22 protein-coding genes and 1 pseudogene are annotated in these 25,779 nt (G+C 68.8%); 15 read left to right on the forward strand and 8 right to left on the reverse strand.

Annotation, left to right across the window (positions count from 1 at the left end; translation table 11 throughout):
* Positions 1-5: 5 nt before the first annotated feature.
* The 9 genes from OHB21_RS11730 (at position 6) to OHB21_RS11770 (ending at position 14,931) form a co-directional block, all read left to right on the forward strand.
* Entirely contained in the window at positions 6-1,241 is a 1,236-nt protein-coding gene (locus OHB21_RS11730) for an MCE family protein (protein WP_324192010.1), read from the forward strand.
* On the forward strand, positions 1,238-2,473 hold the full coding sequence (locus OHB21_RS11735; protein ID WP_195124653.1) for an MCE family protein: 1,236 nt from the start codon (positions 1,238-1,240) through the stop codon (positions 2,471-2,473). The genes OHB21_RS11730 and OHB21_RS11735 overlap by 4 nt, the downstream gene beginning before the upstream one ends.
* A complete protein-coding gene (locus OHB21_RS11740) occupies positions 2,470-3,711 on the forward strand; it encodes an MlaD family protein (RefSeq protein ID WP_328438657.1) in 1,242 nt (413 codons plus the stop codon). Before OHB21_RS11735 ends, OHB21_RS11740 begins: the two co-directional genes overlap by 4 nt.
* A gap of 222 nt (positions 3,712-3,933) precedes the next feature.
* Positions 3,934-4,821 carry a hypothetical protein gene (locus tag OHB21_RS11745; protein WP_328438659.1) on the forward strand — a complete coding sequence of 296 codons (888 nt, stop codon included), beginning with the start codon at positions 3,934-3,936 and terminating at the stop codon, positions 4,819-4,821.
* Positions 4,818-5,498 carry a hypothetical protein gene (locus OHB21_RS11750; protein WP_067506256.1) on the forward strand — a complete coding sequence of 227 codons (681 nt, stop codon included), beginning with the start codon at positions 4,818-4,820 and terminating at the stop codon, positions 5,496-5,498. The genes OHB21_RS11745 and OHB21_RS11750 overlap by 4 nt, the downstream gene beginning before the upstream one ends.
* A 467-nt stretch (positions 5,499-5,965) precedes the next feature.
* Positions 5,966-9,457, forward strand: coding sequence for a DNA-directed RNA polymerase subunit beta (gene rpoB / locus OHB21_RS11755; protein WP_067506258.1), 3,492 nt, complete (start codon positions 5,966-5,968; stop codon positions 9,455-9,457).
* A 106-nt stretch (positions 9,458-9,563) separates the two neighbouring features.
* On the forward strand, positions 9,564-13,517 hold the full coding sequence (locus OHB21_RS11760; RefSeq protein WP_067506261.1) for a DNA-directed RNA polymerase subunit beta': 3,954 nt from the start codon (positions 9,564-9,566) through the stop codon (positions 13,515-13,517).
* 189 nt (positions 13,518-13,706) lie between these two features.
* On the forward strand, positions 13,707-14,384 hold the full coding sequence (locus OHB21_RS11765; RefSeq protein ID WP_067506264.1) for a hypothetical protein: 678 nt from the start codon (positions 13,707-13,709) through the stop codon (positions 14,382-14,384).
* A 76-nt stretch (positions 14,385-14,460) separates the two neighbouring features.
* Positions 14,461-14,931: a PaaI family thioesterase gene (locus tag OHB21_RS11770; RefSeq protein WP_067506267.1), complete on the forward strand. Its 471-nt coding sequence runs from the start codon at positions 14,461-14,463 to the stop codon at positions 14,929-14,931.
* A gap of 48 nt (positions 14,932-14,979) precedes the next feature.
* Here the strand turns inward: OHB21_RS11770 and OHB21_RS11775 are convergent, their stop codons facing one another.
* The 3 genes and pseudogenes from OHB21_RS11775 to OHB21_RS37445 all read right to left on the reverse strand — a co-directional run.
* Entirely contained in the window at positions 14,980-15,603 is a 624-nt protein-coding gene (locus tag OHB21_RS11775; RefSeq protein ID WP_067506270.1) for a hypothetical protein, read from the reverse strand.
* 119 nt (positions 15,604-15,722) lie between these two features.
* Positions 15,723-16,514: a hypothetical protein gene (locus OHB21_RS11780; RefSeq protein WP_369689990.1), complete on the reverse strand. Its 792-nt coding sequence runs from the start codon at positions 16,512-16,514 to the stop codon at positions 15,723-15,725.
* 61 nt (positions 16,515-16,575) lie between these two features.
* Positions 16,576-16,737: pseudogene (locus tag OHB21_RS37445) on the reverse strand (FAD-dependent monooxygenase); the annotation flags it as partial.
* Between the two features lie 122 nt (positions 16,738-16,859).
* Here OHB21_RS37445 and OHB21_RS11785 point away from each other — a divergent pair.
* The gene (locus OHB21_RS11785) at positions 16,860-17,192 is read left to right on the forward strand and encodes an ArsR/SmtB family transcription factor (protein ID WP_067506273.1); all 333 of its coding nucleotides are present in this window, start codon (positions 16,860-16,862) and stop codon (positions 17,190-17,192) included.
* Positions 17,189-17,668 carry an SRPBCC family protein gene (locus OHB21_RS11790; protein ID WP_328438665.1) on the forward strand — a complete coding sequence of 160 codons (480 nt, stop codon included), beginning with the start codon at positions 17,189-17,191 and terminating at the stop codon, positions 17,666-17,668. Before OHB21_RS11785 ends, OHB21_RS11790 begins: the two co-directional genes overlap by 4 nt.
* An 89-nt stretch (positions 17,669-17,757) precedes the next feature.
* On the opposite strand, the gene OHB21_RS11795 is transcribed toward OHB21_RS11790, so the two are convergent.
* Both OHB21_RS11795 and OHB21_RS11800 read right to left on the reverse strand, forming a co-directional pair.
* A complete protein-coding gene (locus OHB21_RS11795; protein WP_067506279.1) occupies positions 17,758-18,747 on the reverse strand; it encodes a pirin family protein in 990 nt (329 codons plus the stop codon).
* 64 nt (positions 18,748-18,811) lie between these two features.
* Positions 18,812-19,585 (reverse strand): N-acetyltransferase, encoded by a 774-nt coding sequence (locus OHB21_RS11800; protein ID WP_067506282.1) that lies wholly within the window; start codon positions 19,583-19,585, stop codon positions 18,812-18,814.
* Positions 19,586-19,789: 204 nt separating this feature from the next.
* Here OHB21_RS11800 and OHB21_RS11805 point away from each other — a divergent pair, with 204 nt between their 5' ends.
* Complete coding sequence (locus tag OHB21_RS11805; protein WP_067506285.1) at positions 19,790-20,563, forward strand: acyl-[acyl-carrier-protein] thioesterase; 774 nt, start codon at positions 19,790-19,792, stop codon at positions 20,561-20,563.
* A 121-nt stretch (positions 20,564-20,684) separates the two neighbouring features.
* Here the strand turns inward: OHB21_RS11805 and OHB21_RS11810 are convergent, their stop codons facing one another.
* Positions 20,685-22,355: an FAD-dependent oxidoreductase gene (locus OHB21_RS11810; protein WP_067506288.1), complete on the reverse strand. Its 1,671-nt coding sequence runs from the start codon at positions 22,353-22,355 to the stop codon at positions 20,685-20,687.
* A gap of 189 nt (positions 22,356-22,544) precedes the next feature.
* Between OHB21_RS11810 and OHB21_RS11815 the strand changes: the two genes are divergently transcribed.
* Entirely contained in the window at positions 22,545-23,036 is a 492-nt protein-coding gene (locus OHB21_RS11815; protein ID WP_067506291.1) for a SixA phosphatase family protein, read from the forward strand.
* Positions 23,037-23,224: 188 nt separating this feature from the next.
* On the opposite strand, the gene OHB21_RS11820 is transcribed toward OHB21_RS11815, so the two are convergent.
* Both OHB21_RS11820 and OHB21_RS11825 read right to left on the reverse strand, forming a co-directional pair.
* Positions 23,225-23,428, reverse strand: coding sequence for a hypothetical protein (locus OHB21_RS11820; RefSeq protein WP_067506294.1), 204 nt, complete (start codon positions 23,426-23,428; stop codon positions 23,225-23,227).
* Positions 23,429-23,469: 41 nt separating this feature from the next.
* The gene (locus OHB21_RS11825) at positions 23,470-24,048 is read right to left on the reverse strand and encodes a Uma2 family endonuclease (protein WP_067506297.1); all 579 of its coding nucleotides are present in this window, start codon (positions 24,046-24,048) and stop codon (positions 23,470-23,472) included.
* Between the two features lie 160 nt (positions 24,049-24,208).
* On the opposite strand from OHB21_RS11825, the gene OHB21_RS11830 reads away from it, so the two are divergent.
* Both OHB21_RS11830 and OHB21_RS11835 read left to right on the forward strand, forming a co-directional pair.
* The gene (locus OHB21_RS11830; RefSeq protein WP_232331684.1) at positions 24,209-24,613 is read left to right on the forward strand and encodes a MerR family transcriptional regulator; all 405 of its coding nucleotides are present in this window, start codon (positions 24,209-24,211) and stop codon (positions 24,611-24,613) included.
* Positions 24,614-24,735: 122 nt separating this feature from the next.
* Positions 24,736-25,749, forward strand: a complete 1,014-nt coding sequence (locus OHB21_RS11835; RefSeq protein WP_067506303.1) for an aldo/keto reductase — start codon at positions 24,736-24,738, stop codon at positions 25,747-25,749.
* Positions 25,750-25,779: the final 30 nt, after the last annotated feature.

A 25,779-nucleotide genomic window follows, 5' to 3' on the forward strand; every position in this document is an offset into this window, starting at 1 on the left:
TGGGCGTGAACTGGTCGAGCCGTCGTGCCCGCCTCGGTGTCGCGGTGGGCGTGGTGCTGGCGCTGATCGCGGGATTCGTGCTGTGGCAGGGGTTCGACCGGCTGACCACCACCAGGATCACCGCGTACTTCGACCGGTCGGTGGGCATCTACGAAGGCTCCGACGTGCGCATCCTCGGGGTGTCGGTGGGCCGGGTGGCGGCGGTCGAGCCGATGGGCGATCAGGTGCGCGTCGATTTGCGCGTGGATCGCGGCTTCGACGTTCCGGCCGACGCGCGCGCCGCGCAGATCACCCCGTCGGTGGTGGCCGATCGCTATATCCAGCTCACCCCTGCCTACACCGGCGGCCCGAAAATGGCGCGCACCGCGACCATTCCGCGCGAACGCACCGTGACGCCCGTCGAGGTGGACGAGCTGTATCGCAGCATCGCCGAACTCTCCGAGGCGCTCGGCCCCGACGGCGCGAACCGCGAGGGCGCGGTGAACGATCTGGTGCGCGTGTCCGCCGACAACCTCGCGGGCAACGGTGAGGCGCTGGCGAACAGCATCACCCAGCTCTCGGGCGCGGCGCGGTACTTCGCCGAGGCGCGCGGCGACATCTTCGAGACCGTGAAGCATTTGCAGTCGTTCGTCAGCATGCTCGCCGAGAACGACCAGCAGGTGCGGCAATTCAACGCGCAGCTGGCCGACCTGGCCGGATTCCTCGCCGACGAACGCCAGAACCTGGGCGAGGCGCTGCGGCTGCTCTCGGTGGCGCTGGGCGATGTGGCCCGGTTCGTCGATGCGAATCGCGACCTCGTGGCGCAGAACGCGGAGTCGCTCACCACACTCACCCGCACCCTGGCCGACCAGCGCGACGATCTGGCCGCCACGCTGCCGGTGCTGCCGGTGGCGCTGAGCAACCTGATCAATATCCACAACGCCGAATCCGGCACCCTCGACATGCGCGCCAACTTCACCGATCTGCAGGATCCGTTCGGCGTGATCTGCAAGATGCTGGATCTCTCCGAGCTGGTGCCCGGCGATGCGAAGTTCGAGGCGCTGGGCCGCCAGATGCGCCCGCTGCTGGATCACTGCAAGGAGATCACCGACCAGATCACCGCGGGCGTCCAGACGCCCACGCTGATCCTGCCGTTCGGCATTCTCAGCGGCGAGAACCAGCAGCGCGCACCGGTGCCGGGGACCGTACCCGGCACGCCGTCGGACCGGATGCCGCCCTCTCAGCAGGACGGTGGACGATGAGGGCCGCACGCGGATTCGCCGTCGCCGCACTGGGATTCGCGACGCTGCTGCTGGGTTCCTGCGCGGCCGACGGTATCTACAGCGTGCCGCTGCCCGGCGGCGCCGACGTGGGCGAGCACCCGATCCACGTCGACATCCACTTCGACGACGTGCTCGACCTGGTGCCGCAGTCGGCGGTGAAGGCCGACGGCGTGCCGGTCGGGCGGGTCGAGGAGATCACGCTCGCGGGCGACGGCTGGACCGCCAGCGTGCGCACGCTGATCAACTCTTCGGTGCGGCTGCCCGCCAACGCCGTCGCCGAGGTGCGGCAGTCGAATCTGCTGGGCGAGAAGTTCATCGAACTGTCCGCGCCCGAGGTGGCCCCCGATCCGGAACCGCTGACCGACGGCGCGGTGATCCCGGTGCGGAACACCCGGCACGCCACCGAGGTGGAGCAGGTGCTGGGCGCGATGTCGTTGTTGCTCAACGGCGGTGGCGTCGCGCAGCTCAAACCGATCGTCACCGAGCTGAACAACGCCATGGGCGGGCGCGAGGACCGGGTGCGCTCCCTGCTGGAGCAGGCGAACACGCTGATCGGCGGCTTGGAGCGGCAGGTCGCCGATATCACCAGGGCCATCGACGAACTCGCCGAACTCGGCAATCGGGTGGCCGCCCGCAACGTCGAACTCGGGCGCGTGATCGACGAACTGCCCGCCGGTATCGCGATCCTGGAGCAGCAGCGGCCGCAGCTGATCGACCTGCTCGGCCAGCTGGACCGGGTGGGGCAGGCCGGGTTCGACGTGATCGACACCGCCAAGGACGATCTCATCACCGATCTCAACGCGCTGCGGCCCACGTTGCAGGAATTGGGCCGTGCCGCACCGGATCTGGTGACGGCGTTCCCGCTCATCCCCACCTATCCGTTCCCGGATTCGTCGCTGGAGGGCACCTTCGGCGGCCAGGTGAACACCTGGCTGTCGGTGGACCAGCAGATCGGCGTGACGCTGAGCAATCTCGGTGTGGGCAAACCGGATCCGGTGTACATCCCGCCGCCGTACGGGCCCACGCCGAACGTGAATCCCACGAACCCGTACTACCACGGCAACGGTCCCCGCCCCGGCTGGCCGACGGTGTCGCTGTTGCCGCTGCCGCCCGCCCTGGCGCCGCTGCCCGCGCCCGGCGCGGATCCGTTCGGACAGCTCCTCGAACAGCTCGGGGTGCGCCCGCCCGCCGCGGGAGGTGCGCCCCGATGACCAGGCTCGTGCGCAATCAGCTGGTGGTGTTCGTGGTGATCGCCGTGCTCGGCATCGCGTTCGTGGGCGCGCGCTACATCCGGCTGGACCACATGCTCGGGTTCAGCCAGTACGAGGTGCGGGTGGAGACCGCGCAGACGGGCGGCATCTATAAAGGCGCCGAGGTGACCTATCGGGGTGTGCCGGTGGGGCGGGTCGGTGAACTCGCCCTCGACGGCGACGGGGTGAGCATCACGCTGGTGATCGACTCGAGTGCGCCCGACATCCCGGCCTCGGCGAAGGCCGTGGTGGCCAACCGGTCCGCGATCGGCGAACAGTACGTCGACCTGCAACCCGACAGCGACAGCGGCCCGTACCTGACCGACGGCTCGGTGATCGTGGGGGCGCAGACGCCGGTGCCCGTGCAGGATCTGGTCGCCAGCGTGGACCGGTTCGCGAGCACCGTCGACCTCGCCGCGCTCAATGTCACCGTCACCGAACTGGGCCGCGCCTTCGACGGCAAGGGCGAGGACCTGCACGTCTTCGTGCGCTCGCTCAACGAGTTCACCACCATGTTCCACGAGACGCTGCCGCAGACCGTCCAGCTCATCCGCGACGGCCGCATCGCGCTGGGCACCCAGGCCGAACAGGCCGACGCCATCCGCCGCTTCAGCGAGGGACTCGACGCGCTCACCGCCCAGCTGCGCTCCAGCGACCCCGATGTGCGCCGACTCATCGGCACCGGCGCCGACGCGGGCGAACAGCTCGGCGCGCTGCTGGAGGAGAGCGGGCCCGCGCTGACCACCGACCTGGCCAACCTGCGCGAACTGCTGGTCGCGATCTCGCCGAAGTTCTACGCGCTGCGACCGCTGCTGCAGATGCTGCCGCACCTGTCCATCGGCGCCTCGGCCACCGCCCCCGGCGACGGCACCAGCCACTTCGGCCTGGTGCTCGAGACCAATAACCCGCCGGCCTGCACGGTCGGCTACGAGGGGACCCAGGTGATCCTGGAGCGGATGAAGGCGCAGAACCCGGATTTCGACGACACGCGCGACGAATTCCCCTTCAACACCGAAGCCAAATGCCTTGTGCCGTTCGGCAATCCGACCGCCGTGCGCGGCGGCGAGCGCGCCGAGCTCGCCGACCCGGCGATCACGCAGCCCTGGGACGCCAACCCCAAGACCGACCCGGAGAAGCTGAACCTCACCCCGGTCGCCGTCCAGCTGGCCACCCTCATGGGCGTCACGCCGAAGCGATGAACACGCTGGACGTTAGGGTGGCGGCGTGAGCGAGCGCAGCGAGGGAACCGTCGACACAGCGCGCATCGCGCGCGCCGGAAGCGTGAGCGAGCGCCGGGAGCGCATCGAAGGTTCGCGGGCGGTGCCGGCGTGAAGCCCGGCAGCTCCGAGGACGAGTCGCGTCCGGCGGACGGTGCAGCGGTGCCGGAGGACGATGCGGTGCGTCCGGCCGACACTGACGGGGTGGCTGCCGATGCCCAGGGGCCGATCGCGGAGCCGAGCCGGGCGACCGCCGATTCCGACGGCGAGGCCGCCGACTCACGGCCTGCTGCCGAGGAGCCGGGCCGAGCGGATGACGGCGTCACCGCTGATGCCAAGGGGCAGGTCGCGGACTCGAGTGAGGTGACTGCCGATGCGTCGGTTTCGGACAGCGCTGCCGAGCCGGTCGCGGAATCCAGCGGTGGGTCGCGAGCGGCGCGGCGCGAGAAAACTTCCGACGACGCGTCCACCACCTCCGCGAGCTCCCGCCCACCTGCCGCGCTCACAGTCGTAGCGCTCGGCGCGGTGATCGTCGCCGCGCTGGCGGCGCTGTGGTTCGGCGGCGGCTGGGTGCGGGCGGCGTTGTTCACCGACGGTCCGCGCGCCGACGCCCGCGACTCCGCGCTGGACGCCGCCCAGCAGGCCGCGCTCAATATGACCACCATGAACCTGGACGACGTGCCCGGCTCGCTCGCGCTGGCCCGCTCCTCGATGACGGGCCCGATCCTGGAGTCGGCCACGAAGAACCAGGCGCAGTCGGAGGAGATGGCCGCCCGCGCGGGTGTCGGCATGTCCTCCACGGTGCTCGGTGCCTCGATCACCTCGCTGAACAGCGAGCGGGACCGGGCCTCGGCGCTGGTCGTGCTGCGCGTCACCGAATCCGCGCCGGGCCGGCCGGACTCGGCCTACCGCTACACGTGGAGCCTGGACATGGCCAAGGACGGCGAGGTGTGGAAGGCCGAACAGGTCGCCTCCCTCACCCAACCCGTCCTGCTGGACGGTCCGGGCCCGGCCGGCACACCCGCGGAACCCGGTGCGCCAGTGGAAGTTCCGCCTCCCACCGAGCCCACGCCGCAGGAGGGACCGCGATGAACACGCGCCGCCCGGTCAACCGGGTCACGCCCAAACGCCGTACCGCGCAGACGGCCGGCCCGCGCCCGGTCTCGCGCGGACCGAAGCTCGCCTCCGCGCGGCAGACCACGTCCACCGCGCCCGCCGAACGTCGTCCACGCAAGCAGCCCGCCCGTCCGCCGCGCGCCCCGCGGCCCGAGCGCACCGGCGGCGGTTCCTGGCGACTGGTCACCCTCGCGCTGCTCGGGGCGATGGTGCTGGGCGGTTTCGCCGTGATCGCGGCCTTTCGCCCGGGAGTTTCCGACGACAATCGCGCCTACCTCGACAGCGCCGCCACCGAGGAGGTGCGCGCCGCGGGCGAGCACGCGCTGCGCACCATCTACGCCTACGACCTCGACGCCGTCGACGGCTACGAGGACGCCGTTCGCCAGGTGGTCACCGGCACGATGCTCACGGAGCTCGACCAGTTCGCCGGAACGACGATCGAAGCCATCAAACAGGCCCAGACCAGCGCCGACGCGGTGGTCGATCCGATCGGTGTGACAATGCTCACCGACGATCACGCGGAGTTGCTGGTGAATCTGGTGGTGAGTGCCACCAAGGACGGCGTGGCCCAGCAGAGCGTGGCTGGTCCGGTCGTGTTGCAGATGACGAAGGTCGACGGGCGCTGGCTGGCGAGCTCGGTCGTGGACCGGTGATCTTGAACCGGGTCAACCGATCTCGGTGACCCGGTGACGGGCATGCCACTTGACGAGTTTCGCCCGACCCGTCACGCTATTCACAACAGCGGCAGCTGTCACAAGCGGTTTCCCCCGCCCCGTGGCCACCGGCGCAGCCAGCGATACGGTCGCCCCCCGCACGCGCGGACGAGGTGTGGCGCCCGCCGGTGAGCCCCCGGCCCTCGTGGTCCGGACGCCGCTGCGCCACGGCGCGCCAGCGGCGAGGGAGATCACACGGGTGGTACTTTGACACCTCCGTGTCATGGAGTGTAGGTTTGGACTTTGCGCTGGCTGCCTCCTGTCCATACCTCGATTCGCACACGTAAGTTTCGCCCTTCCGGTGTTACTTCCGTTGTTGCCTGTTCGGGTTTCGTTCGGGTTGTGACCAGCGGAATTCGTAGCAGAAGCAAAGCGACGGTCGCGGACCACCACGCGACGCGCGTGAGGTGCTGGAAGGACGCATCTTGGCAGTCTCCACCCAGACCAAGGCAGTTGCCGGTATCCCCGGAGCCCCGAAGAGGGTCTCCTTCGCGAAGATCCGTGAACCCTTGGAAGTGCCGGGTCTTCTCGATCTACAGACGGAGTCGTTCAACTGGTTGATCGGTGCGCCGGAATGGCGCGAACGGGCCGCGGCACGTGGTGACGTAGGCATCGTCGGTGGACTCGAGGAGGTGCTCGAGGAGCTCTCGCCGATCGAGGACTTCTCCGGCTCCATGTCCCTGTCCTTCTCGGACCCGCGATTCGAGGATCACAAGGCCTCGATCGACGAGTGCAAAGAAAAGGACATGACCTACGCGGCGCCGCTGTTCGTCACCGCGGAGTTCATCAACAACAACACCGGTGAGATCAAGAGCCAGACGGTCTTCATGGGCGATTTCCCGATGATGACCGACAAGGGCACGTTCATCATCAACGGCACCGAGCGTGTCGTGGTCTCCCAGCTGGTCCGCTCCCCGGGCGTGTACTTCGATCACACGATCGACAAGGGCACCGAGAAGGACCTGCACAGCGTGCGCGTGATCCCCTCGCGCGGCGCGTGGCTGGAGTTCGACGTCGACAAGCGCGACACCGTCGGTGTGCGCATCGATCGCAAGCGCCGTCAGCCGGTCACCGTGCTGCTCAAGGCGCTGGGCTGGACCACCGAGGAGATCGTCGAGCGCTTCGGCTTCTCCGAGATCATGATGTCCACCCTGGAGAAGGACAACACCGCCGGGCAGGACGAGGCGCTGCTCGACATCTACCGCAAGCTGCGCCCGGGCGAACCGCCCACCAAGGAGTCCGCGCAGACCCTGCTGGAGAACCTGTTCTTCAAGGAGAAGCGCTACGACCTCGCGCGCGTCGGCCGCTACAAGATCAACAAGAAGCTCGGCATCCACCCGGGTGAGCCGGTCGTGGGCTCGGTGCTGACGAAGGAAGACATCGTCACCACCATCGAGTACCTGGTGCGCCTGCACGCGGGCGACAAGTTCATGACCGCCCCCGGCGGCGTCGAGGTGCCCGTCGAGGTCGACGACATCGACCACTTCGGCAACCGCCGCCTGCGCACCGTCGGCGAGCTGATCCAGAACCAGATCCGGGTCGGCCTGTCCCGCATGGAGCGCGTGGTCCGCGAGCGGATGACCACCCAGGACGTCGAGGCGATCACGCCGCAGACCCTGATCAACATCCGCCCGGTCGTCGCCGCGATCAAGGAGTTCTTCGGAACCTCCCAGCTGTCGCAGTTCATGGACCAGAACAACCCGCTCTCGGGCCTGACCCACAAGCGCCGCCTCTCGGCGCTGGGCCCCGGCGGTCTGTCCCGTGAGCGCGCCGGCCTCGAGGTCCGCGACGTGCACCCCTCGCACTACGGCCGCATGTGCCCGATCGAGACCCCGGAAGGCCCGAACATCGGCCTGATCGGTTCGCTGTCGGTGTACGCGCGGGTCAACCCGTTCGGCTTCATCGAGACGCCGTACCGCAAGGTCGAGAACGGCCGGGTCACCGACGAGGTCGTGTACCTGACCGCCGACGAGGAGGACCGCGAGGTCCGGGCCCAGGCCAACTCGCCGGTCGACGCCGACGGCAACTTCCTCGAGGACCGGGTGCTCGCGCGCCGCGGCAACGAGGAGATGGAGTTCGTCGCCCCGGCCGAGGTGACCTACATGGACGTCTCGCCGCGCCAGATGGTATCGGTCGCGACCGCCATGATCCCGTTCCTCGAGCACGACGACGCCAACCGCGCGCTCATGGGCGCGAACATGCAGCGCCAGGCCGTGCCGCTGATCCGTTCCGAGGCCCCCATCGTGGGCACCGGCATGGAGCTGCGCGCCGCGGTCGACGCCGGTGACGTGGTCGTCAACGAGAAGCCGGGTGTGGTCGAGGAGGTCTCCGCCGACTACGTGACGGTGATGGCCGACGACGGCACGCGCAAGAGCTACCGCATGCGCAAGTTCGACCGCTCCAACCAGGGCACCTGCTCCAACCAGCGTCCGATCGTGGACGAGGGCCAGCGGGTGGAGTCGGGCCAGGTGCTGGCCGACGGTCCGTGCACCCAGAACGGTGAGATGGCCCTCGGCAAGAACCTGCTCGTGGCGATCATGCCGTGGGAGGGCCACAACTACGAGGACGCGATCATCCTGTCGCAGCGCCTCGTGGAGGAGGACGTCCTCACCTCGATCCACATCGAAGAGCACGAGATCGACGCCCGCGACACCAAGCTGGGCGCCGAGGAGATCACCCGGGACATCCCGAACGTCTCCGACGAGGTGCTCGCCGACCTGGACGAGCGCGGCATCGTGCGCATCGGCGCCGAGGTCCGCGACGGCGACATCCTGGTCGGCAAGGTCACCCCGAAGGGCGAGACCGAGCTGACCCCCGAGGAGCGGCTGCTGCGCGCGATCTTCGGTGAGAAGGCGCGCGAGGTGCGCGACACCTCGCTGAAGGTGCCGCACGGCGAGTCGGGCAAGGTCATCTCCATCCGCGTGTTCTCGCGCGAGGACGACGACGACCTGCCCCCCGGCGTCAACGAACTGGTCCGCGTGTACGTGGCGCAGAAGCGCAAGATCCAGGACGGCGACAAGCTCGCCGGCCGCCACGGCAACAAGGGCGTCATCGGCAAGATCCTGCCGACCGAGGACATGCCGTTCCTCCCCGACGGCACCCCGGTCGACATCATCCTGAACACCCACGGTGTGCCGCGTCGTATGAACATCGGCCAGATCCTGGAGACACATCTGGGCTGGATCGGCAAGGCGGGCTGGCAGGTCGACGGTGAACCCGAATGGGCGAAGAACCTGCCGGAGGAGATGATCGGCGCCCCCGCCGACTCCAATATCGCCACCCCGGTGTTCGACGGCGCGCGCGAGGAGGAGCTGACCGGTCTGCTCGGTTCGACCCTGCCCAACCGCGACGGCGAGCGCATGGTCGACGACAACGGTAAGGCCACCCTGTTCGACGGCCGCTCCGGCGAGCCGTTCCCGTACCCGGTGGCGGTCGGCTACATGTACATCCTGAAGCTGCACCACCTGGTGGACGACAAGATCCACGCCCGTTCCACCGGCCCGTACTCGATGATCACCCAGCAGCCGCTGGGCGGTAAGGCGCAGTTCGGTGGTCAGCGCTTCGGTGAGATGGAGTGCTGGGCGATGCAGGCCTACGGCGCCGCGTACACGCTGCAGGAACTGCTCACCATCAAGTCCGACGACGTCGTCGGCCGCGTGAAGGTCTACGAGGCGATCGTCAAGGGCGAGAACATTCCGGAGCCGGGCATTCCGGAGTCGTTCAAGGTGCTCCTCAAGGAACTCCAGTCGCTGTGCCTCAACGTCGAGGTGCTGTCGTCCGACGGCGCCGCGATCGAGCTGCGCGAGGGCGAGGACGAGGACCTGGAGCGCGCCGCGGCGAACCTGGGCATCAACCTGTCCAGGAACGAAGCGGCCACCGTCGACGATTTGGCGAACTAGGCGGTCGGCGCGGATGCCTTGCCCCGCAACGGCATCCGCGCCCATCGCGTTCCACCACTAGTGAACTTTTGCTCGATTTCGACCCGAACAGGGGAAAGGAAGTTACGTGCTAGACGTCAACTTCTTCGATGAACTCCGGATCGGTCTCGCCACCGCGGAGGACATCCGCCAGTGGTCTTACGGCGAGGTGAAGAAGCCGGAGACCATCAACTACCGCACGCTCAAGCCGGAGAAGGACGGCTTGTTCTGCGAGAAGATCTTCGGTCCCACCCGGGACTGGGAGTGCTACTGCGGCAAGTACAAGCGCGTCCGCTTCAAGGGCATCATCTGTGAGCGCTGCGGCGTCGAGGTGACCCGCGCCAAGGTGCGCCGCGAGCGGATGGGCCACATCGAGCTGGCCGCGCCCGTCACCCACATCTGGTACTTCAAGGGCGTCCCCTCGCGCCTGGGCTACCTGCTGGACCTGGCGCCGAAGGATCTCGAGAAGATCATCTACTTCGCCGCCTACGTCATCGTCGCCGTCGACGAGGAGCTGCGCCACAACGAGCTCTCCACCCTCGAGGCGGAGATGGAGGTCGAGAAGAAGGCCGTCGCCGATCAGCGCGACGCCGATCTCGAGGCCCGCGCGCAGAAGCTCGAGGCCGATCTGGCCGAGCTGGAGGCCGAGGGCGCCAAGTCCGACGTCCGACGCAAGGTCAAGGACGGCGGCGAGCGTGAGATGCGCCAGCTCCGCGACCGGGCCCAGCGCGAGCTGGACCGGCTCGACGAGATCTGGACCACCTTCACCAAGCTGGCCCCCAAGCAGCTCATCGTCGACGAGGTGCTCTACCGCGAGCTCACCGACCGCTACGGCGAGTACTTCACCGGCGCGATGGGCGCGGAGTCCATCCAGAAGCTGATGGAGTCCTTCGACATCGAGGCCGAGGCCGAGAACCTGCGCGAGACCATTCGCACCGGTAAGGGCCAGAAGAAGCTGCGCGCGCTCAAGCGCCTGAAGGTCGTCGCGGCCTTCCAGGCCAACGGCAACTCGCCGATGGGCATGGTGCTCGACGCCGTTCCGGTGATCCCGCCGGAGCTGCGCCCGATGGTCCAGCTCGACGGTGGCCGCTTCGCCACCTCCGACCTGAACGACCTCTACCGCCGCGTCATCAACCGCAACAACCGCCTCAAGCGACTGATCGACCTCGGCGCGCCCGAGATCATCGTCAATAACGAGAAGCGGATGCTGCAGGAGTCGGTCGACGCCCTGTTCGACAACGGTCGTCGCGGCCGGCCGGTCACCGGTCCCGGTAACCGGCCGCTCAAGTCGCTGTCGGATCTGCTCAAGGGCAAGCAGGGCCGGTTCCGCCAGAACCTGCTCGGCAAGCGCGTCGACTACTCCGGCCGTTCGGTCATCGTGGTCGGCCCGCAGCTCAAGCTGCACCAGTGCGGTCTGCCGAAGCTGATGGCACTCGAGCTGTTCAAGCCGTTCGTCATGAAGCGCCTGGTGGACCTGAACCACGCGCAGAACATCAAGTCCGCCAAGCGGATGGTGGAGCGGCAGCGGCCGCAGGTGTGGGATGTCCTCGAAGAGGTCATCGCCGAGCACCCCGTGCTGCTCAACCGCGCGCCCACCCTGCACCGCCTCGGCATCCAGGCGTTCGAGCCGCAGCTGGTGGAAGGCAAGGCCATCCAGCTGCACCCGCTGGTCTGTGAGGCGTTCAACGCCGACTTCGACGGCGACCAGATGGCCGTGCACCTGCCGCTGTCGGCGGAGGCGCAGGCCGAGGCCCGCATCCTGATGCTGTCCTCGAACAACATCCTGTCGCCCGCGTCGGGCCGCCCGCTGGCCATGCCCCGCCTGGACATGGTGACCGGCCTGTACTACCTGACCCGCCTGGAAGAGGGCGCGAAGGGCGAGTACCGTCCGGCGACCAAGGACGAGCCCGAGTTCGGCGTCTACTCCTCGCCCGCCGAGGCGCAGATGGCCGTCGACCGCGGCGAGCTGACGGTGCGCTCCAAGATCAAGGTGCGCCTGACGACGCAGCGTCCGCCGAAGGAGATCGAGGCCGAGCTGTTCCCCGAAGGCTGGCAGCGCGGCGACGCCTGGACCGCGGAGACCACGCTGGGCCGGGTGCTGTTCAACGAGCTGCTGCCCGCCGACTACGCGTTCATCAACGAGCCGATGCCGAAGAAGCGGCAGGCGACGATCATCAACGATCTCGCCGAGCGGTACCCGATGATCGTGGTGGCGCAGACCGTCGACAAGCTCAAGGACGCCGGCTTCTACTGGGCCACGCGTTCGGGTGTCACCGTCTCCATGTCGGACGTGCTCGTGCCGCCGGAGAAGGCCGAGATCATGGAGCGCTACGAGGCGCAGTCGGATCAGATCGAGAAGAAGTACCAGCGTGGTGCGCTCGATCACCAGGAGCGCAATAACGCCCTGGTCAAGATCTGGCAGGAGGCGACCGAGGAGGTCGGTAAGGCGCTGCGCGCGCACTACCCGGCCGACAACCCGATCATCACGATCGTCGACTCGGGCGCCACGGGTAACTTCACCCAGACCCGTACCCTCGCGGGTATGAAGGGCCTGGTGACGAACCCGAAGGGTGAGTTCATCCCGCGCCCGATCAAGTCCTCGTTCCGCGAGGGCCTGACCGTGCTGGAGTACTTCATCAACACCCACGGCGCTCGTAAGGGTCTGGCCGACACCGCGCTGCGCACCGCCGACTCGGGTTACCTGACCCGTCGTCTGGTGGACGTGTCGCAGGACGTCATCGTGCGCGAGCACGACTGTGGCACCGAGCGCGGCATCCTGGTGCCGATCGCCGAGAAGCAGCTCGACGGTTCGCTCATCCGCGACGCGCACGTGGAGACCTCCGCGTACGCCCGCACGCTGGCCGCCGACGCGGTCGACGCGAACGGGAACGTCGTGGTCACCAAGGGTTCCGACCTGGGCGACCCGGCCATCGAGGCGCTGCTCGACGCGGGTATCACCGAGGTGAAGGTCCGCTCCGTGCTGACCTGCACCACCGGCACCGGCGTGTGCGCGGTCTGCTACGGCCGTTCGATGGCCACCGGCAAGCTGGTCGACATCGGCGAGGCCGTCGGCATCGTCGCCGCCCAGTCCATCGGTGAGCCCGGTACCCAGCTGACCATGCGTACCTTCCACCAGGGTGGTGTCGCGGGTGATGACATCACCGGCGGTCTGCCGCGTGTGCAGGAGCTGTTCGAGGCGCGCGTGCCCAAGGGCAAGGCCCCGATCGCCGAGGTCTCCGGCCGGGTGCGGCTCGAGGACGACGACCGGTTCTACAAGATCACCATCATCCCCGATGACGGTGGCGAGGACGTCGTCTACGACAAGCTGTCCAAGCGTCAGCGTCTGCGTGTGTTCAAGCACGACGACGGCACCGAGCGCCTGCTCGCCGACGGCGACCACGTCGAGGTCGGCCAGCAGCTGCTGGAGGGCGCGGCGGATCCGCACGAGGTGCTGCGCGTGATGGGCCCCCGTCAGGTGCAGATCCACCTGGTCCACGAGGTCCAGGAGGTCTACCGCTCGCAGGGTGTGTCGATCCACGACAAGCACATCGAGGTCATCGTGCGCCAGATGCTGCGCCGCGTGACGATCATCGATTCGGGCGCGACCGAGTTCCTGCCCGGTTCGCTCACCGAGCGTGCCGAGTTCGAGGCGGCCAACCGCCGGGTCGTGGCCGAGGGCGGCGAGCCCGCCTCCGGTCGCCCGGTGCTGATGGGTATCACCAAGGCGTCGCTGGCCACCGATTCGTGGCTGTCGGCGGCCTCCTTCCAGGAGACCACCCGGGTGCTGACGGACGCGGCCATCAACTGCCGCTCCGACAAGCTCATCGGCCTCAAGGAGAACGTGATCATCGGCAAGCTGATCCCGGCAGGCACCGGCATCAACCGGTACCGCAACATCCAGGTTCAGCCCACCGAGGAAGCCCGTGCCGCGGCGTACGCGGTGCCGTCCTACGACGACACCTACTACAGCCCGGACAGCTTCGGCGCCACCACCGGTGCCGCCGTGCCGCTGGACGACTACGGCTTCAGCGACTACCGCTGATCCCGTGAAGCATTCGGCCCCCGCATCTTTCGGTGCGGGGGCCGTTTCGCGTTCCGGGGGCCGGAACGGGGTGGTGCGGTTTAGGATGTGGCACCGGCTCGGTGGTTCGTCCGGGTCGGCGCGAAAGCTTCGAGGGGGCGCGCCGTGAGTCGATTCTCGCGTCGGGGGAGAGTGGTCCGGGATAGATGGATGGTGGGGGTGGTGGCGAGTTCGGTGTTCTCCCTGGCGTTTTGCGTGGGCGTGGCCGGGCTGTGGATGGTGACCGGTCGTGAGGAGACCCCGTCGGAGGGGCCCGCGACGTCGGTGATCGGAGAGCCCGCCGCGGCGACACCGCCGGACCTACCCAGGCGGCCTGACGTGACGTTGGCGCGAAATGGTGATCGCGGCCCGGTGGTCGGCCAGACATACGGTGCGGGCGAAGCGCTTTCGCCGATGCGGGGGTTGCGCGGACTGCCGTTCGATTTCGATCTTCCGGAGGGTTGGGGGTGTCGCGAGGGCAGCGAGCGACTGCGTGTGGACGCTGTGTGGACGTGTGTGGATGAACGCGGAGGCAGCCGGGCGGGCGGCTGGATCGGCGTGCAATCCTGCGCCGAGCCCTGCGGCGAGCTCGAACAGGCCATGTTCCGTTCGGCGTTGATCGGCACCGGACCGGTCTGGCACGCCACCGACGACACCACCTGGTACACCGAGACGCCGATCGAGATCGACGGTGATCCCCGCCTGCGCGTCGCGATGATCCACAGTTTCGCCGCCCACCCCGGCGGCCCCGTCGACACGCTCGCCTTCGCCCGCCTCACCGGGCCGGTCGCGGTCACCGACACCCTGGCGCGCGTGGTCAACGAGATCCGGCTGCGCGCGGCCGGCTGACCCGGCACTGGACAGCGCCGCCCACCCTGCGGTAGACAACTGGAACACGTTACAGTTCTGCGGCTCGGGAGGGTGTGTGGACAGCGCGACCATGGGCGAGCTGGTGATGGCCGGATTCGCCAAGCTCGGGTTCATCCGGTTCGCCGGCATCGAGGGGGAGGAGTTCGCGGCCGGGCACAATGTCGTCGCGATGTCGCCGCGCCCCGAGCACTTCAACCACAACGGCGACCTGCACGCCGCCGTGCTCTTCGGGCTGGCCGAGACCGCCGCCATGGGCGCCGCGGTCTCCGGGATCGTCGACGTGATGGGCGAGACGTTCGTCGTCGCGCGCAACGGGCGCATCGAGTACCTGGCCCGCGCCAAGGGTGACGCGGGACCGTTCCGCGCGGCCGCCGACCTCGACGCGGCGCTGCTCGCCCGCATCCGCGCGGCCATCGCCGAACGCGCCGAGAGCGAGTTCGAGATCGGCGTCCGCATCACCGACGACACCGGAAAGCAGGTGGCGGCAGCGGCTTTCACGGCCGTGCTGCGCCCGCGCCGCGCCTGAGGCGAGGCTCCGGCTCCCCGCCCGCCGGAGTCCCGCCCGAGGCGGGGCCTACGGCTGCCCGGTCAGGTAGTCCTCGGCCGCGTCGATCGCGGGCTGCCCGCCCCCGTGGTAGAGCCCGGCGAACGCGCCGATGACGCCGCCGACCACGGTGGTGATCGGCACGGTGATGAAGTCGAACACGAACAGCCCCAACGGGAATCCGACCAGGAAGCCGATGCCCGCGCCGATCGCCGCGCCCGCGAGGATCTGGGGCATCGCCTTCTCCGCCTCGGCGAAGAAGCGCTGCTGCGCATTGATCTCGCGCACCGGCGTTTCCGCCATCTCGGCGGGCGCGAGGGTGAGGCGGGTGCCCGACTCGTCGAGGTCCGGGACGAGGTCGACGCGCTGACCGGCGATGTGCAGCGTCATCGGCAGTGCCGCCACCACCTCGCCGTCCCGGTCGGCCACGGTGACCACGCGGTTGTCGGAGACCAGGTCGAAACGCCCGTCCGTCAGGGTGGTGACGGTGGCGCGCCGGTCCTCGGCGACGCTCACGTGGTAGTCGATCTCGTGGAACGCGCCGCGCAGATCCAGCGCCGGGTCCGCCGCCGGGTCGGCCGGGGCCACGCCGGAGGCGAGTCCGGTGGTCGCCAGCGCCAGCAACGCCGTCGCGGTGATTCTGCTGATCCTCATCCGATGCTTGTCCGTCCGCCGCATGTCCGATTTGTCCGCGCAGAATGTACCCGGCCTCGGCGGTGCCGGAAAGGGCGCCGGGACAATTGGGTGTGATCTAACAATCGCCGTTGTGGGATCTAACTGTCGCGGCGCGCGGAATCCGGTGCGTGCTCCGGGCGGATGCCCATTCCGCCGAGGTAGGCGGTGAGCGCCGCCAGCGGCGGGAAGCGGTCGGGCAGCCGCAGGGGCAGCGGGGCCTCGCGCAGCGTTCCGTCCAGCGCGGGGCGCAGCACCATGTCGTGTTCGCCGCGTCGCCCAGGCAGAGCAGGCCGTCGACGTGCCAGCGGTCGAGCCTGCCCATGGTGACCTCGAGCAGTTTCACGTCGTCCCAGGAGCGGATGGCCGCCAAACTCTCGGCGTCCCAGTCGAACAGCTCGTGGAGTTCGTCGCGCAGCCACTGGATGTCGCGCGTGCGCAGGGCCGCGTCGCTGCCCTTCGGGATGAGGTGCTCGTACCTCCGCCTTCGCTCCGGCCGTGCGCGGTGTGCGGAGGGGCTTCGCCCCAGCTGCGTCTGAGGGGAGGCCGGTGGTAGTCGCCGCGGTCCATCGTGACGGCGGCCCGCCCGCCGCCGAAGTGCGCGAGATCATGCTCTCCCGGCTGCCGTCGGGATTGCGGTACCGCACACCGGTGATGGGCCCCGTCGCCGCGTCGTGCGCGGTGCGTTCCCGGCCCGCCGCGTTGTCCGGGCCGCGCAGCAGATCGACCGCGGCGGTTTCCATGCGGAGGGTGAATGTGGGCTCGGCGCGGGCGGTTTCGGCGAGCAGGTTCAGGAATTCCCACTGCGGCACCATCGCGATGTGCCGGTATCCGACCGGGATGCCGCCGAAATCGGCGATGACGAGGGTGCGGTCGCCGATCCGCATCCGCATCTGTTCCAGCTTGCGGTGCGGCAGTGCGGCGAAGCGCGCGCCGAGGCCGAGTTCGTCCAGCAGGCCGCAGCGTGGATGGGTGCACCGTGTCACCACGGAAATCGCGCAGGAAGTCGCGGTGCTTCTCCAGGACCACCACCTCGATGCCGGCCCGGGCGAGCAGCAGTCCGGCCATCATCCCCGCGGGTCCGCCGCCCGCCACGACCACCTGTGTCGACTCCATCGGTGCCCCTCCCTCTGTTTACTACCAGATGTAGTAATTCCGTGTACGACCGAACGTGGTACCGGAATCGCCTTCGCGCCAGGGGTTGACGGGGCGGCATGCGGGTCGTAATACTGAACTAGATGGTTCAGTATGAGTTTCTGGATGCCTCGTTCGGGGCGCTGGCGGACCCCACCAGACGGGGCATCCTCGAGCGTCTCGGCGGCGGGCCCGCCACCGTCAGCGAACTGGCCGAGCGCTTCGACATGACCCTCACGGGCATCAAGAAGCACATCGGGCTGCTGGAGGAGGCGGGCATGGTCGTCACGGAGAAGCGCGGCCGGGTGCGGTACTGCATGCTCGGCGCGAACGTGCTCGAGCGTGAAGTGGCCTGGCTGCAGGGGTATCGGAGGATGCTGGAAGCCCGGATGGACCGTCTCGGAGAATTCCTCGAACGAACGGAGCCAGAACAATGACCACCGGTACACGCGAAGTCACTGTCGCCAAGCAGTCCGACCGCGAGATCCACATCGAGCGCGTCTTCGACGCCCCGATCGACCGGGTCTGGGAGGCCCACAGCCGCATCGAACAGCTCGTCCAGTGGTGGGGGCGCGGCAACCGGATCGACGTGGAGCGCTGGGAGTTCCGCAAGGGCGGGCACTACCGCTTCGTCGAGCGGTCCGATGACGGCGAGCACGGCTTCGAGGGGCGGTTCCGCGAGATCACCCCGAAGGAGCGCATCGTGCAGTCCTTCGAGTGGGACGGCATGCCCGCCCACATCTCCATCGACGCCGTCACCTTCATCGATCTCGGCGACGGCCGCACGAAGGTCGTCACCGACAGCCAGTTCCACACCCCGCAGGAGCGCGACGGGATGCTGGCCTCCGGGATGGAATCCGGTCTCGCCGAGAGCTACGAGGCCCTCGACGCGCTGCTCGCGAAATCGGCCTGAGCGCCGGCGTGTGGAACAGGTTGGCGCGAACGGGTATTCACTCGACTCGCGCCGACCGTTCCGTATTCGCTATCGGGAAGTCCTGCCGCTCAGCCTCTTTCCGTGCCGATCCGGCGCTTGCGCGGCTTCAGGCGCAGCGGCGGCAGCGGTGGGGCGGGGATGCGCTGATCGTGGGGATGGCCGGCGATGTAGGGGAACCGCTCGGCATTGCGCGCCTCCCAATCGGCACGGGCCGCGACGATCTCGTCGTGATCGCGGCCCACGAAGTTCCACCACATCACCAGTTCCTCGCGGAACGGTTCACCGCCGATCAGTGCCAGGTGCGCGCCCGTGGCGCTGGTGAGGCGCAGTTCGCGCCGTCCGGTGCCGAGGTAGAGCAGCGGGCCCGGCTTCAGTTCGGTATCGGCCACCGTCACCTCGCCGTCCACCGACAGCAGCGCGTACTCGAAGGCGGGATCGGCGGGGAGCACCACGTCGGCGCCCGGCTCGAGGCGCACGTCCGCGCCGACGATCGGCGTGTACGCCCGCGCGGGTGAGGTGATGCCCGCCAGTGTGCCGATGAGCACGATCGCGCGCAGCCCCGCCGACTCGTATACCGGCAGGTCGCGGTGCTGCTCGAAATGCGGTGCCACCCCGGTGGATCCGCCGGGCAGCGCGATCCACAGTTGCAGGCCGTGCCCGGCGGGCCGGGCCGGGTCGTAGTATTCGGAGTGGGCGATACCGCGCCCGGAGGTCATCAGGTTGAGCTGGCCGGGGTTGATCTCCACGTCCGAGCCCACCGAATCGCGGTGCCGGATACGGCCCTCGAACGGCCAGGTCACTGTCTGCAACCCGATGTGCGGGTGCGGATCGATATCGGGCGGCGCGCCGGTCTTGGTGACGGTGGGCGATCCGAAGTGGTCGAGGAAGCACCACGCGCCCACCGTCGGCAGATCCCGTTGCGGCAGCACCCGTTCCACGAACACGCCGCGCACGCCGCCCAGCGGCACCTCGCGCGCCGGATACAACTCGGTGACCGGTCCCGGCGCCTCGGCGGGCTCGCACACCGACTCCGCGGGATGCGGATCCAGATCGCTCACGCCGTCACCTCGCTGCGCTCGGTTCCGGCGCGCGCGATGCACGCTGTGCTGAGGGTTCGCTCGCTCACCGGACCACGCCTTTGCCGACGACGTGCGGGTCGTACTCCGGGTGCTTGTCGAGGTAGGCCTTGATGAACGGGCAGTGCGCGATGATCGTGCGCCCGCGGGCGATCACGTCGTCGAGCGCCTGCTTCGCCAGGATGTTGCCCAATCCCTTGCCGCCGAACGCCTTATCGATCTCGGTGTGGATGAAGTCGGTGTCCTGGCCGCGCTCGATGTACTCGGTGAAGCCGGCGAGTTCGCCGCCGTAGTGGATCTCGTAGCGGTTCTTCTCGGCGTTGCGTGCGACCGTGGTCGTCGTGGGGTCGGTCATGACTGCGTCCTCCTTGCGGGCCCGGGTGGGGTGCTTGCTCAGTATCGATACGCGATTGAACGCGCCGATCGTGGTGGCGATCCAGATGGTGGTCGAGATCTGGTCCGGGGAGAGCTGTTCGGCGGCCTCGGCGTACGCGCGCTCCAGTTCCGCCTCGTCCGGAAGCGTGGCCGTCACTTCGGCGAGTCCGAGCACGGCCCGGTCGCGCGCCGAGAACGGGCCGCCGCGCCGCCAGCCGGCCAGCACCGCGATCTCCTGTTCGGTGACGCCGGCGCGCAGCGCGGCGCGGTGGTGGGTGTCGAGGCAGTGCACGCATCCGTTGATCTGGGAGATGCGCAGGTTGATCAGCTCGGCGATCCGGCGGTCCAGGCCCGCGTCCTCGGCGGCCGCGCGCGCCTGTTTGGCGACCGCCAGCAGCGCCTTGTAGACGCCGGGAGTTTGCCGGTCGACCCATACTCGATCCATGTACCGGATGGTAGTCGCTCATGGTTGACATGTCACCCTAATTGAGTGAACTCCGTGCTCACGAGTCGCCGCGCGGCCCGTGGGTAGGGCGTATACCAGTCAGTACGGGCGGCTCGGCGCGAGGGTGTGACGTACGCCCCGTAAAGTCGTCTCATAACAGCACCGCAAGAAGACGCGGCACGATGTGCAGCGCGAGGAGCACCAGTGTCACTCGATCAGCCACTCGCCCCGCTCGGCCAGGAGGGCTCAGGCTTTGCCTCGGCGTGGCCCGTCCGGGCTGGTGACGTGGATGCGTACGACCGGCTTCGGTTCGACGCCGTCGCCAGATACCTGCAGGATATCGCCTGGGAAGAATTGCATCGGACCTTCCTGCATCGCTCGGACCCGGCCTGGATCGTGCGCCGCACGGTCATCGACGTCATCCGCCCGATCACCTGGCCCGACGAGGTCCAGTTGCTGCGGTGGTGCTCGAGCATGTCGACCAGGTGGACGAACATGCGGGTGCGCATCACCAGCGGCAACGGCGGGCTGATCGAGACCGAGGGCTTCTGGATCAATATCAACGAGGCCACCAACCGCCCCACCCGCATCAGCGACGAGGGCCTGGCCTACCTGGCGCGCACCACCGGCGAGCACCGGCTGCGCTGGCGGCCGTACCTGACCGACGCCACGCCCCCCGAATCGGACACCGACCTGCCCTTTCCGGTCCGGGCCACCGATATCGACCAGTACAACCACGTGAATAACGCGTGTTACTGGCAGGCGGTGGAACAGTTCCTGGTCGAATACCCCAAGCTCGTCGCCGCGCCGCACCGCGCGGTGATCGAATACCTGGCGCCGGTATGGGCGCGCCAGCACATCAGCGTGCGCAGCCGCTACGAACCCGGCGATCGCACGGGTAAGCCGGTGCTGCGGCTGTGGTTCGTGGTCGGTGACACCACCACGACCGTCGTACGGATCATGCCGCTGCCGTCCTGAGTCGGGTGTGCCGGCCGCCCTGATCGCCCGCGTCGGTCGGAGTGCCCAGTCGGACGGGCGCCCATGTCGGTTGGCCTGAGCGCCGCGCCGGCCGGGGTGGTCCCGGCCGGCGCGAACGCCGTCAGCCGCGGGCGGCCTTCAGCAATTCCTCGCGGGTGGTGAACTTGACGCGGGGACGTCCGGCGGCTTTGCCCGCCGTCTTCTCCGCGTGGTCGATGGCGCGCCACCCGTCGCGGTCCACCAGGTCGGACTGCCGCTGCGCCAGTAGCTCTTTGAGCGCGGCGCGGTCGGCGGTGGGCGCGGGCAGCACACCGGCGATGAAGTCGGCGAGGACGTGCTCGACGGTCTCCTCCGAGTCGACGCGGTTCGACCCGATGACGCCGCGCGGGCCGCGCTTGATCCACCCGCTCACGTACACCCCGGGCACCGGTGCGCCGTCGGCGCCGATCACCCGGCCCTGGTCGTTGGGCACCACGCCGCGGCGCTCGTCGAACGGCAGATCGGCGACGGGTTCGCCCCGGTAGCCGATCGAGCGCAGCACCAGGGAGGCGTCCAGGTGGTCGGTCTCGCCGGTCGCGCGGGCGACCAGTGCGCCGTCCTCCTCGACCAGTTCGTTGCGCACGACGTCGATCCCGCTCACGCGGTCCTCGCCGGTGACGGCGGTGGGGGAGGCCAGGTAGCGGAACACGATCCGCTTGTTCGCCGGGTCGGCGGACTTCGCGGCGTACTCCTGGGCCAGGGTGTACTTCAACCGCAGCGACGGTTCGGCGTCCGGGTCGTCGAGCGCGGCGCGGTCGGCGGGGCCGAGGTCGAGTTCGGACTCGTCGATCACCACGTCGACGCCCTTCAGGTGGGCCAGCGCCAGGAATTCCGGCGAGGTGTAGGCGGCCTGCAGCGGGCCGCGCCTGCCGAGCACGACGACCTCGCGGATGTTGCTGTGCCGCAGGGCCTCCAGCGCGTGATCGGCGATATCGGTCTTGGCCAGCTCGTCGGGGTCGACGGTGAGCACGCGCGCCACGTCCAGGGCGACGTTGCCGTTGCCCACGATCACCGCACGCTCGCCCGACAGGTCGAACTGCCGGTCGGCGTAGTCGGGGTGGCCGTTGTACCAGGCGACGAATTCGGTGGCCGAATGGCTGCCCGGCAGGTCCTCACCGGGCACGCCCATGCGGCGGTCGGTGGCCGCGCCCACGGCGTAGATCACCGCGTGGTGGTGGGCCAGCAGCTCCTCGTGCGAGATGTGCTTGCCCACCTCGACATTCAAGTAGTACTGGAGCGTCTCGCGGCGGAAGGCCGATTCGAACATGCCCGACACCGTCTTGGTGCCCGGATGGTCGGGGGCGACGCCCGCGCGGACCAGGCCCCACGGGGTGGGCAGGCGGTCGAACATCTCGACCTCCACGTCGCAGCGGCGCAGCAGTTCGTCGGCGGCGTAGCAGGCGGCCGGACCGGCCCCCACGATCGCGACGCGCAGCGTGCCCAGGCTCTTGGGCGGGCGCACCGGCGTGGCGAGCGGGTCGAAGTTCGATTCGAGCGGGTGGCGTTCGAACCAGGCCGCGTTGATCTCGCGGAACCGCGCGAGGGAGGCCGTCAGATCGTCCTCGGAGACGATGGCGTCCACGGGACAGGCGTCCACGCAGGCGCCGCAGTCGATGCAGGTGTCCGGGTCTATGTAGAGCATTTCGGTCGTCGCGAACTCCCGCTGCTCCGGGGTGGGACGGATGCAGTCGACCGGGCACTCGGAGACGCAGCTGGCGTCGTTGCAACAACGCTGCGTGATTACGTAGGCCATAGTGTGCAGATCCTCGGGACGTACGTGGGCTGAGCCGCCTGTGTCGGGGACGGTCCAGCGGCGCCGCAGGGAGCGGGAAGCGAGATGTGACGCCGCTTTCAGTTTGCCTCGAGTGTGGCGCGTACCTCATGCGGGGCCGTTTTCCCGCCTGTCGCACGGTGGCGCGGCGGGGCGGCCTACGGTAGGTCCATGGTGCGGACCCTGATCCTCATGCGGCACGGTAAGTCCGGCTACCCCGAGGGCGTCGGCGATCACGAGCGCCCGCTGGCCCCGCGCGGGCTACGCGAGGCCGGGCTGGCGGGTGACTGGCTGCGGGCCACACAGCCGCCGATCGACGCGGTGCGCTGCTCCACCGCCGTGCGCACCCGCGAGACCCTGGCCGCGACCGGCGTCACCGCGCCGGTCGTCTACGAGCGCGGCATCTACGAGGCCTCGCCCAACACGCTGATCGAATTGGTGCAGCTCGCCGACGACGACGTGCGCACCTTGATGCTCATCGGCCACGCCCCCGGAATGCCGTGGACCGCTTGGGAACTGGCCGCCAACCGCGACTCAGACGCGGCCGTGGAACTGAGCCGTAAGTTCCCCACCTCGGCGCTGGCCGTCCTGGAGTTCCACCACCCCTGGGCCGAAATCCACCCGGGCTCGGGCGAACTGACGACGTTCCATATTCCCCGCTGAACCCGGACGCGCCCGGCGGGGTCGAACTTCGCCGGGCGCAAGGGGTCTCGACAACCGCGTCGACCTCGTGTTCGGGTCGCCCTCGCTCGCGTCCGGCCGGGTCATGTCGACTCGCGTCGCGCGCGACAAATCACGGGCCGTCGACGCTACGTCCGAGGGCGGACTCCGGGCTCCCCACCCGGCTCAGCTCATTTGAGCAGCTTGCCGCCCACGACGACCCCCACCCCGAGCAGCACCAGCAGCAGGAACGCCACGAAGCCGTTCGTCAGCCACCACACCACCCCGAGCACGACCACCACCGGCGCCACCGCGATAGCCGCGATCACCGGACTCTCCTTGACCGTCGCCCAAGCCGACCGAGCCCGGATCCGATCTATGTCTTTGCCTGCCATACGACCAGGGTAGGCCGGTTCGGGGGATCGACAAGGAGAGGTCAGTCGGCCAGCCTGTCGAGGTCGATCTTCATCGGCGCGGGCGAGGCTACGGAGAATGCGCCACTCCCCTCGAATTCCTCGACGTAACCGAGTTCGTCGGTGAGGCGCAGCGCGAGCACGCTGATCGGTGAGCTCGGGTCGATGATCCAGTAGTGCGGTATGCCGGCATCGGCATACTCGGCCCGTTTGATGACGTAGTCCATACGGCGCGAGCCGGGAGAGACGATCTCGACTACCAGTCGCACACTCTCGGCGCGGACGATTCCACGCTTGCCGCGAAGCCGGTCGCGCTCATGACGCTCGATCACGATGAGGTCCGGTTTTCTGACCGTCGCGGGCTGGTCGCCCGGCACCAGCTGTAGATCGACGTCCATGTCGAGTGCGGCCGCCAACCTCGATGGCAACTGTGTACGCATCTGGAAGAGGAGCTCGCCGGCCGCCATGTTGTGATCCAGTGTCGGCGACGGTGCCATCGCGAGCTTCCCCTCCTGCAGCTCCCAGCGATTCAGTTCGTCCTGCTCGAGCGCTTCATAGTCGGCGACCGTCAACAGTCGCCACGGTTCGGGTAGCGCGGTCACCCTCACCCTCCTCAGCTCGCTCCCCCAAGTCGTATCCAGTGTCCCACAGTCCTCGTGGCTGACGAGCAAGCGCGAGAGGGCGCGTCTCGGGGGACGGGAGAATGGGGCTTGCTTGGAGTGCGCTCCAGGTGGATAGCGTCGAGTGGGTTCGAGGAGAGGGGTGAGTGCGGTGAGTGTGAGCGTGCGGGCCGAGGGGAATGCGGAGCGGGAACGGCCGCGGTATTCGATCGGCGAAGTGGCCGAGCGGACCGGGCTGACCAGGGACACCTTGCGGTGGTACGAGCGGATCGGGCTGATGGACTACGTCGGCCGCGATCACGCGGGCAAGCGGCGGTTCAGCGACCGGGATCTGGAATGGCTCGCGCTGATCGGCAAATTGCGCACCACCGGGATGACGGTGGCCGACATGGTCCGCTACGCCGAACTCGTGCGCGAGGGGGAGCAGACCTTCCCTGAACGACTGGAGATGTTCCGCCGCACGCGCGCCGACGTACTCGCCAAGATCGCCGAACTGCAACAGGCCGTGGACGTCCTGGACTACAAGATCGCCATTTACGAGGGGTGAAGCCAACGCCTTCGGCGTATTGCTCGGCAATTGGTGCCAGGTCCACAGGTGAGGACTGTGCCCGGCTGGATGTTCATGTGCGGGAGTCTTCGTGCTCCTGCGACTGTGAAAGGAAACGACGTATGACTACGACGACGCTGCCCACCACCGCCCTTGGCATGGACGGCTTGGAGGTGGGCGCTCAGGGGCTCGGCTGCATGGGCATCAGTGAGTTCTACGGCCCTAGTGACCTGGACGAATCGCGTGCGACGCTGGATCGCGCGCTCGAACTCGGGATCACCTTGTTCGACACCGCCGATATCTACGGCTCCGGCCACAACGAGGAATTCCTCTCCGATTTCGTGCGGGCCAACCGCGAGCAGGTGGTGCTGGCCACCAAGTTCGGCATCGTGCGCAAGGCCGACGATCCCGCCTTCCGGGGTTTCGACAACTCGCCCGACTACATCCGCGAGTCCGTGGACGGCAGCCTGCGCAGGCTCGGCATCGACGTCATCGACCTGTACTACATGCACCGGCGCGATGTGCGGGTGCCGATCGAGGAGACGGTGGCCGTGATGGCCGAACTCGTCGCGGCGGGCAAGGTGCGCGCGCTGGGGTTGTCCGAGGTGACGGGCGCGGAACTGCGCGCGGCGCACGCCGTGCACCCGATCGCGGCGGTGCAGTCGGAGTGGTCGCTGTTCTCCCGCGACGTGGAGCGCTCCGCCGTGCCCGCGGCCGCCGAGCTAGGCGTCGCGTTCGTGCCGTACTCGCCGCTGGGGCGCGGGTTCCTCACCGGGTCGTTCGCCACCGCCGGCGAACTGGCCGGTCGGGACTTTCGCAAAGCGATGCCGCGCTTCTCCGGTGACAACGCCGCGCGCAACGCGGCACTGCTGGCCCCGGTGCACTCCATCGCCGCGGCGCGCGGCGTGACGCCCGCGCAGGTCGCCCTGGCCTGGGTGCATGCCCGTTCGGACGCGCACGGCCTGCCGGTGGTGCCGATCCCCGGCACCCGCAGCCGCACCCGGCTGGCGGAGAACGTCGCCGCCGCGACCCTGGCCCTGACCGCCGACGAACTGGCCACCCTCGAGCCCATCGCGGAGCAGGTCGCCGGAAACCGCTACGCGGACATGTCCTTCACCTCCGCCGGACGGGAGTGAGCGTCGCCGCGCCCGGTCCGAGATCCGGGC

The sequence above is a fragment of the Nocardia puris genome (assembly GCF_036051655.1).
GTDB classification, from domain to species: Bacteria; Actinomycetota; Actinomycetes; order Mycobacteriales; family Mycobacteriaceae; genus Nocardia; species Nocardia puris.

What these genes read in the sequence shown, in the direction of transcription:
- OHB21_RS11735 (WP_195124653.1), top strand. Translation starts at nt 1,238, where the DNA reads ATGAGGGCCGCACGCGGATTCGCCGTCGCCGCACTGGGATTCGCGACG.
- OHB21_RS11740 (WP_328438657.1), top strand. Translation starts at nt 2,470, where the DNA reads ATGACCAGGCTCGTGCGCAATCAGCTGGTGGTGTTCGTGGTGATCGCC.
- OHB21_RS11750 (WP_067506256.1), top strand. Translation starts at nt 4,818, where the DNA reads ATGAACACGCGCCGCCCGGTCAACCGGGTCACGCCCAAACGCCGTACC.
- OHB21_RS11765 (WP_067506264.1), top strand. Translation starts at nt 13,707, where the DNA reads ATGGTGGGGGTGGTGGCGAGTTCGGTGTTCTCCCTGGCGTTTTGCGTG.
- OHB21_RS11775 (WP_067506270.1), bottom strand. Translation starts at nt 15,603, where the DNA reads ATGAGGATCAGCAGAATCACCGCGACGGCGTTGCTGGCGCTGGCGACC.
- OHB21_RS11780 (WP_369689990.1), bottom strand. Translation starts at nt 16,514, where the DNA reads ATGCGGATGCGGATCGGCGACCGCACCCTCGTCATCGCCGATTTCGGC.
- OHB21_RS11785 (WP_067506273.1), top strand. Translation starts at nt 16,860, where the DNA reads ATGGTTCAGTATGAGTTTCTGGATGCCTCGTTCGGGGCGCTGGCGGAC.
- OHB21_RS11790 (WP_328438665.1), top strand. Translation starts at nt 17,189, where the DNA reads ATGACCACCGGTACACGCGAAGTCACTGTCGCCAAGCAGTCCGACCGC.
- OHB21_RS11800 (WP_067506282.1), bottom strand. Translation starts at nt 19,585, where the DNA reads ATGGATCGAGTATGGGTCGACCGGCAAACTCCCGGCGTCTACAAGGCG.
- OHB21_RS11810 (WP_067506288.1), bottom strand. Translation starts at nt 22,355, where the DNA reads ATGGCCTACGTAATCACGCAGCGTTGTTGCAACGACGCCAGCTGCGTC.
- OHB21_RS11815 (WP_067506291.1), top strand. Translation starts at nt 22,545, where the DNA reads ATGGTGCGGACCCTGATCCTCATGCGGCACGGTAAGTCCGGCTACCCC.
- OHB21_RS11820 (WP_067506294.1), bottom strand. Translation starts at nt 23,428, where the DNA reads ATGGCAGGCAAAGACATAGATCGGATCCGGGCTCGGTCGGCTTGGGCG.
- OHB21_RS11835 (WP_067506303.1), top strand. Translation starts at nt 24,736, where the DNA reads ATGACTACGACGACGCTGCCCACCACCGCCCTTGGCATGGACGGCTTG.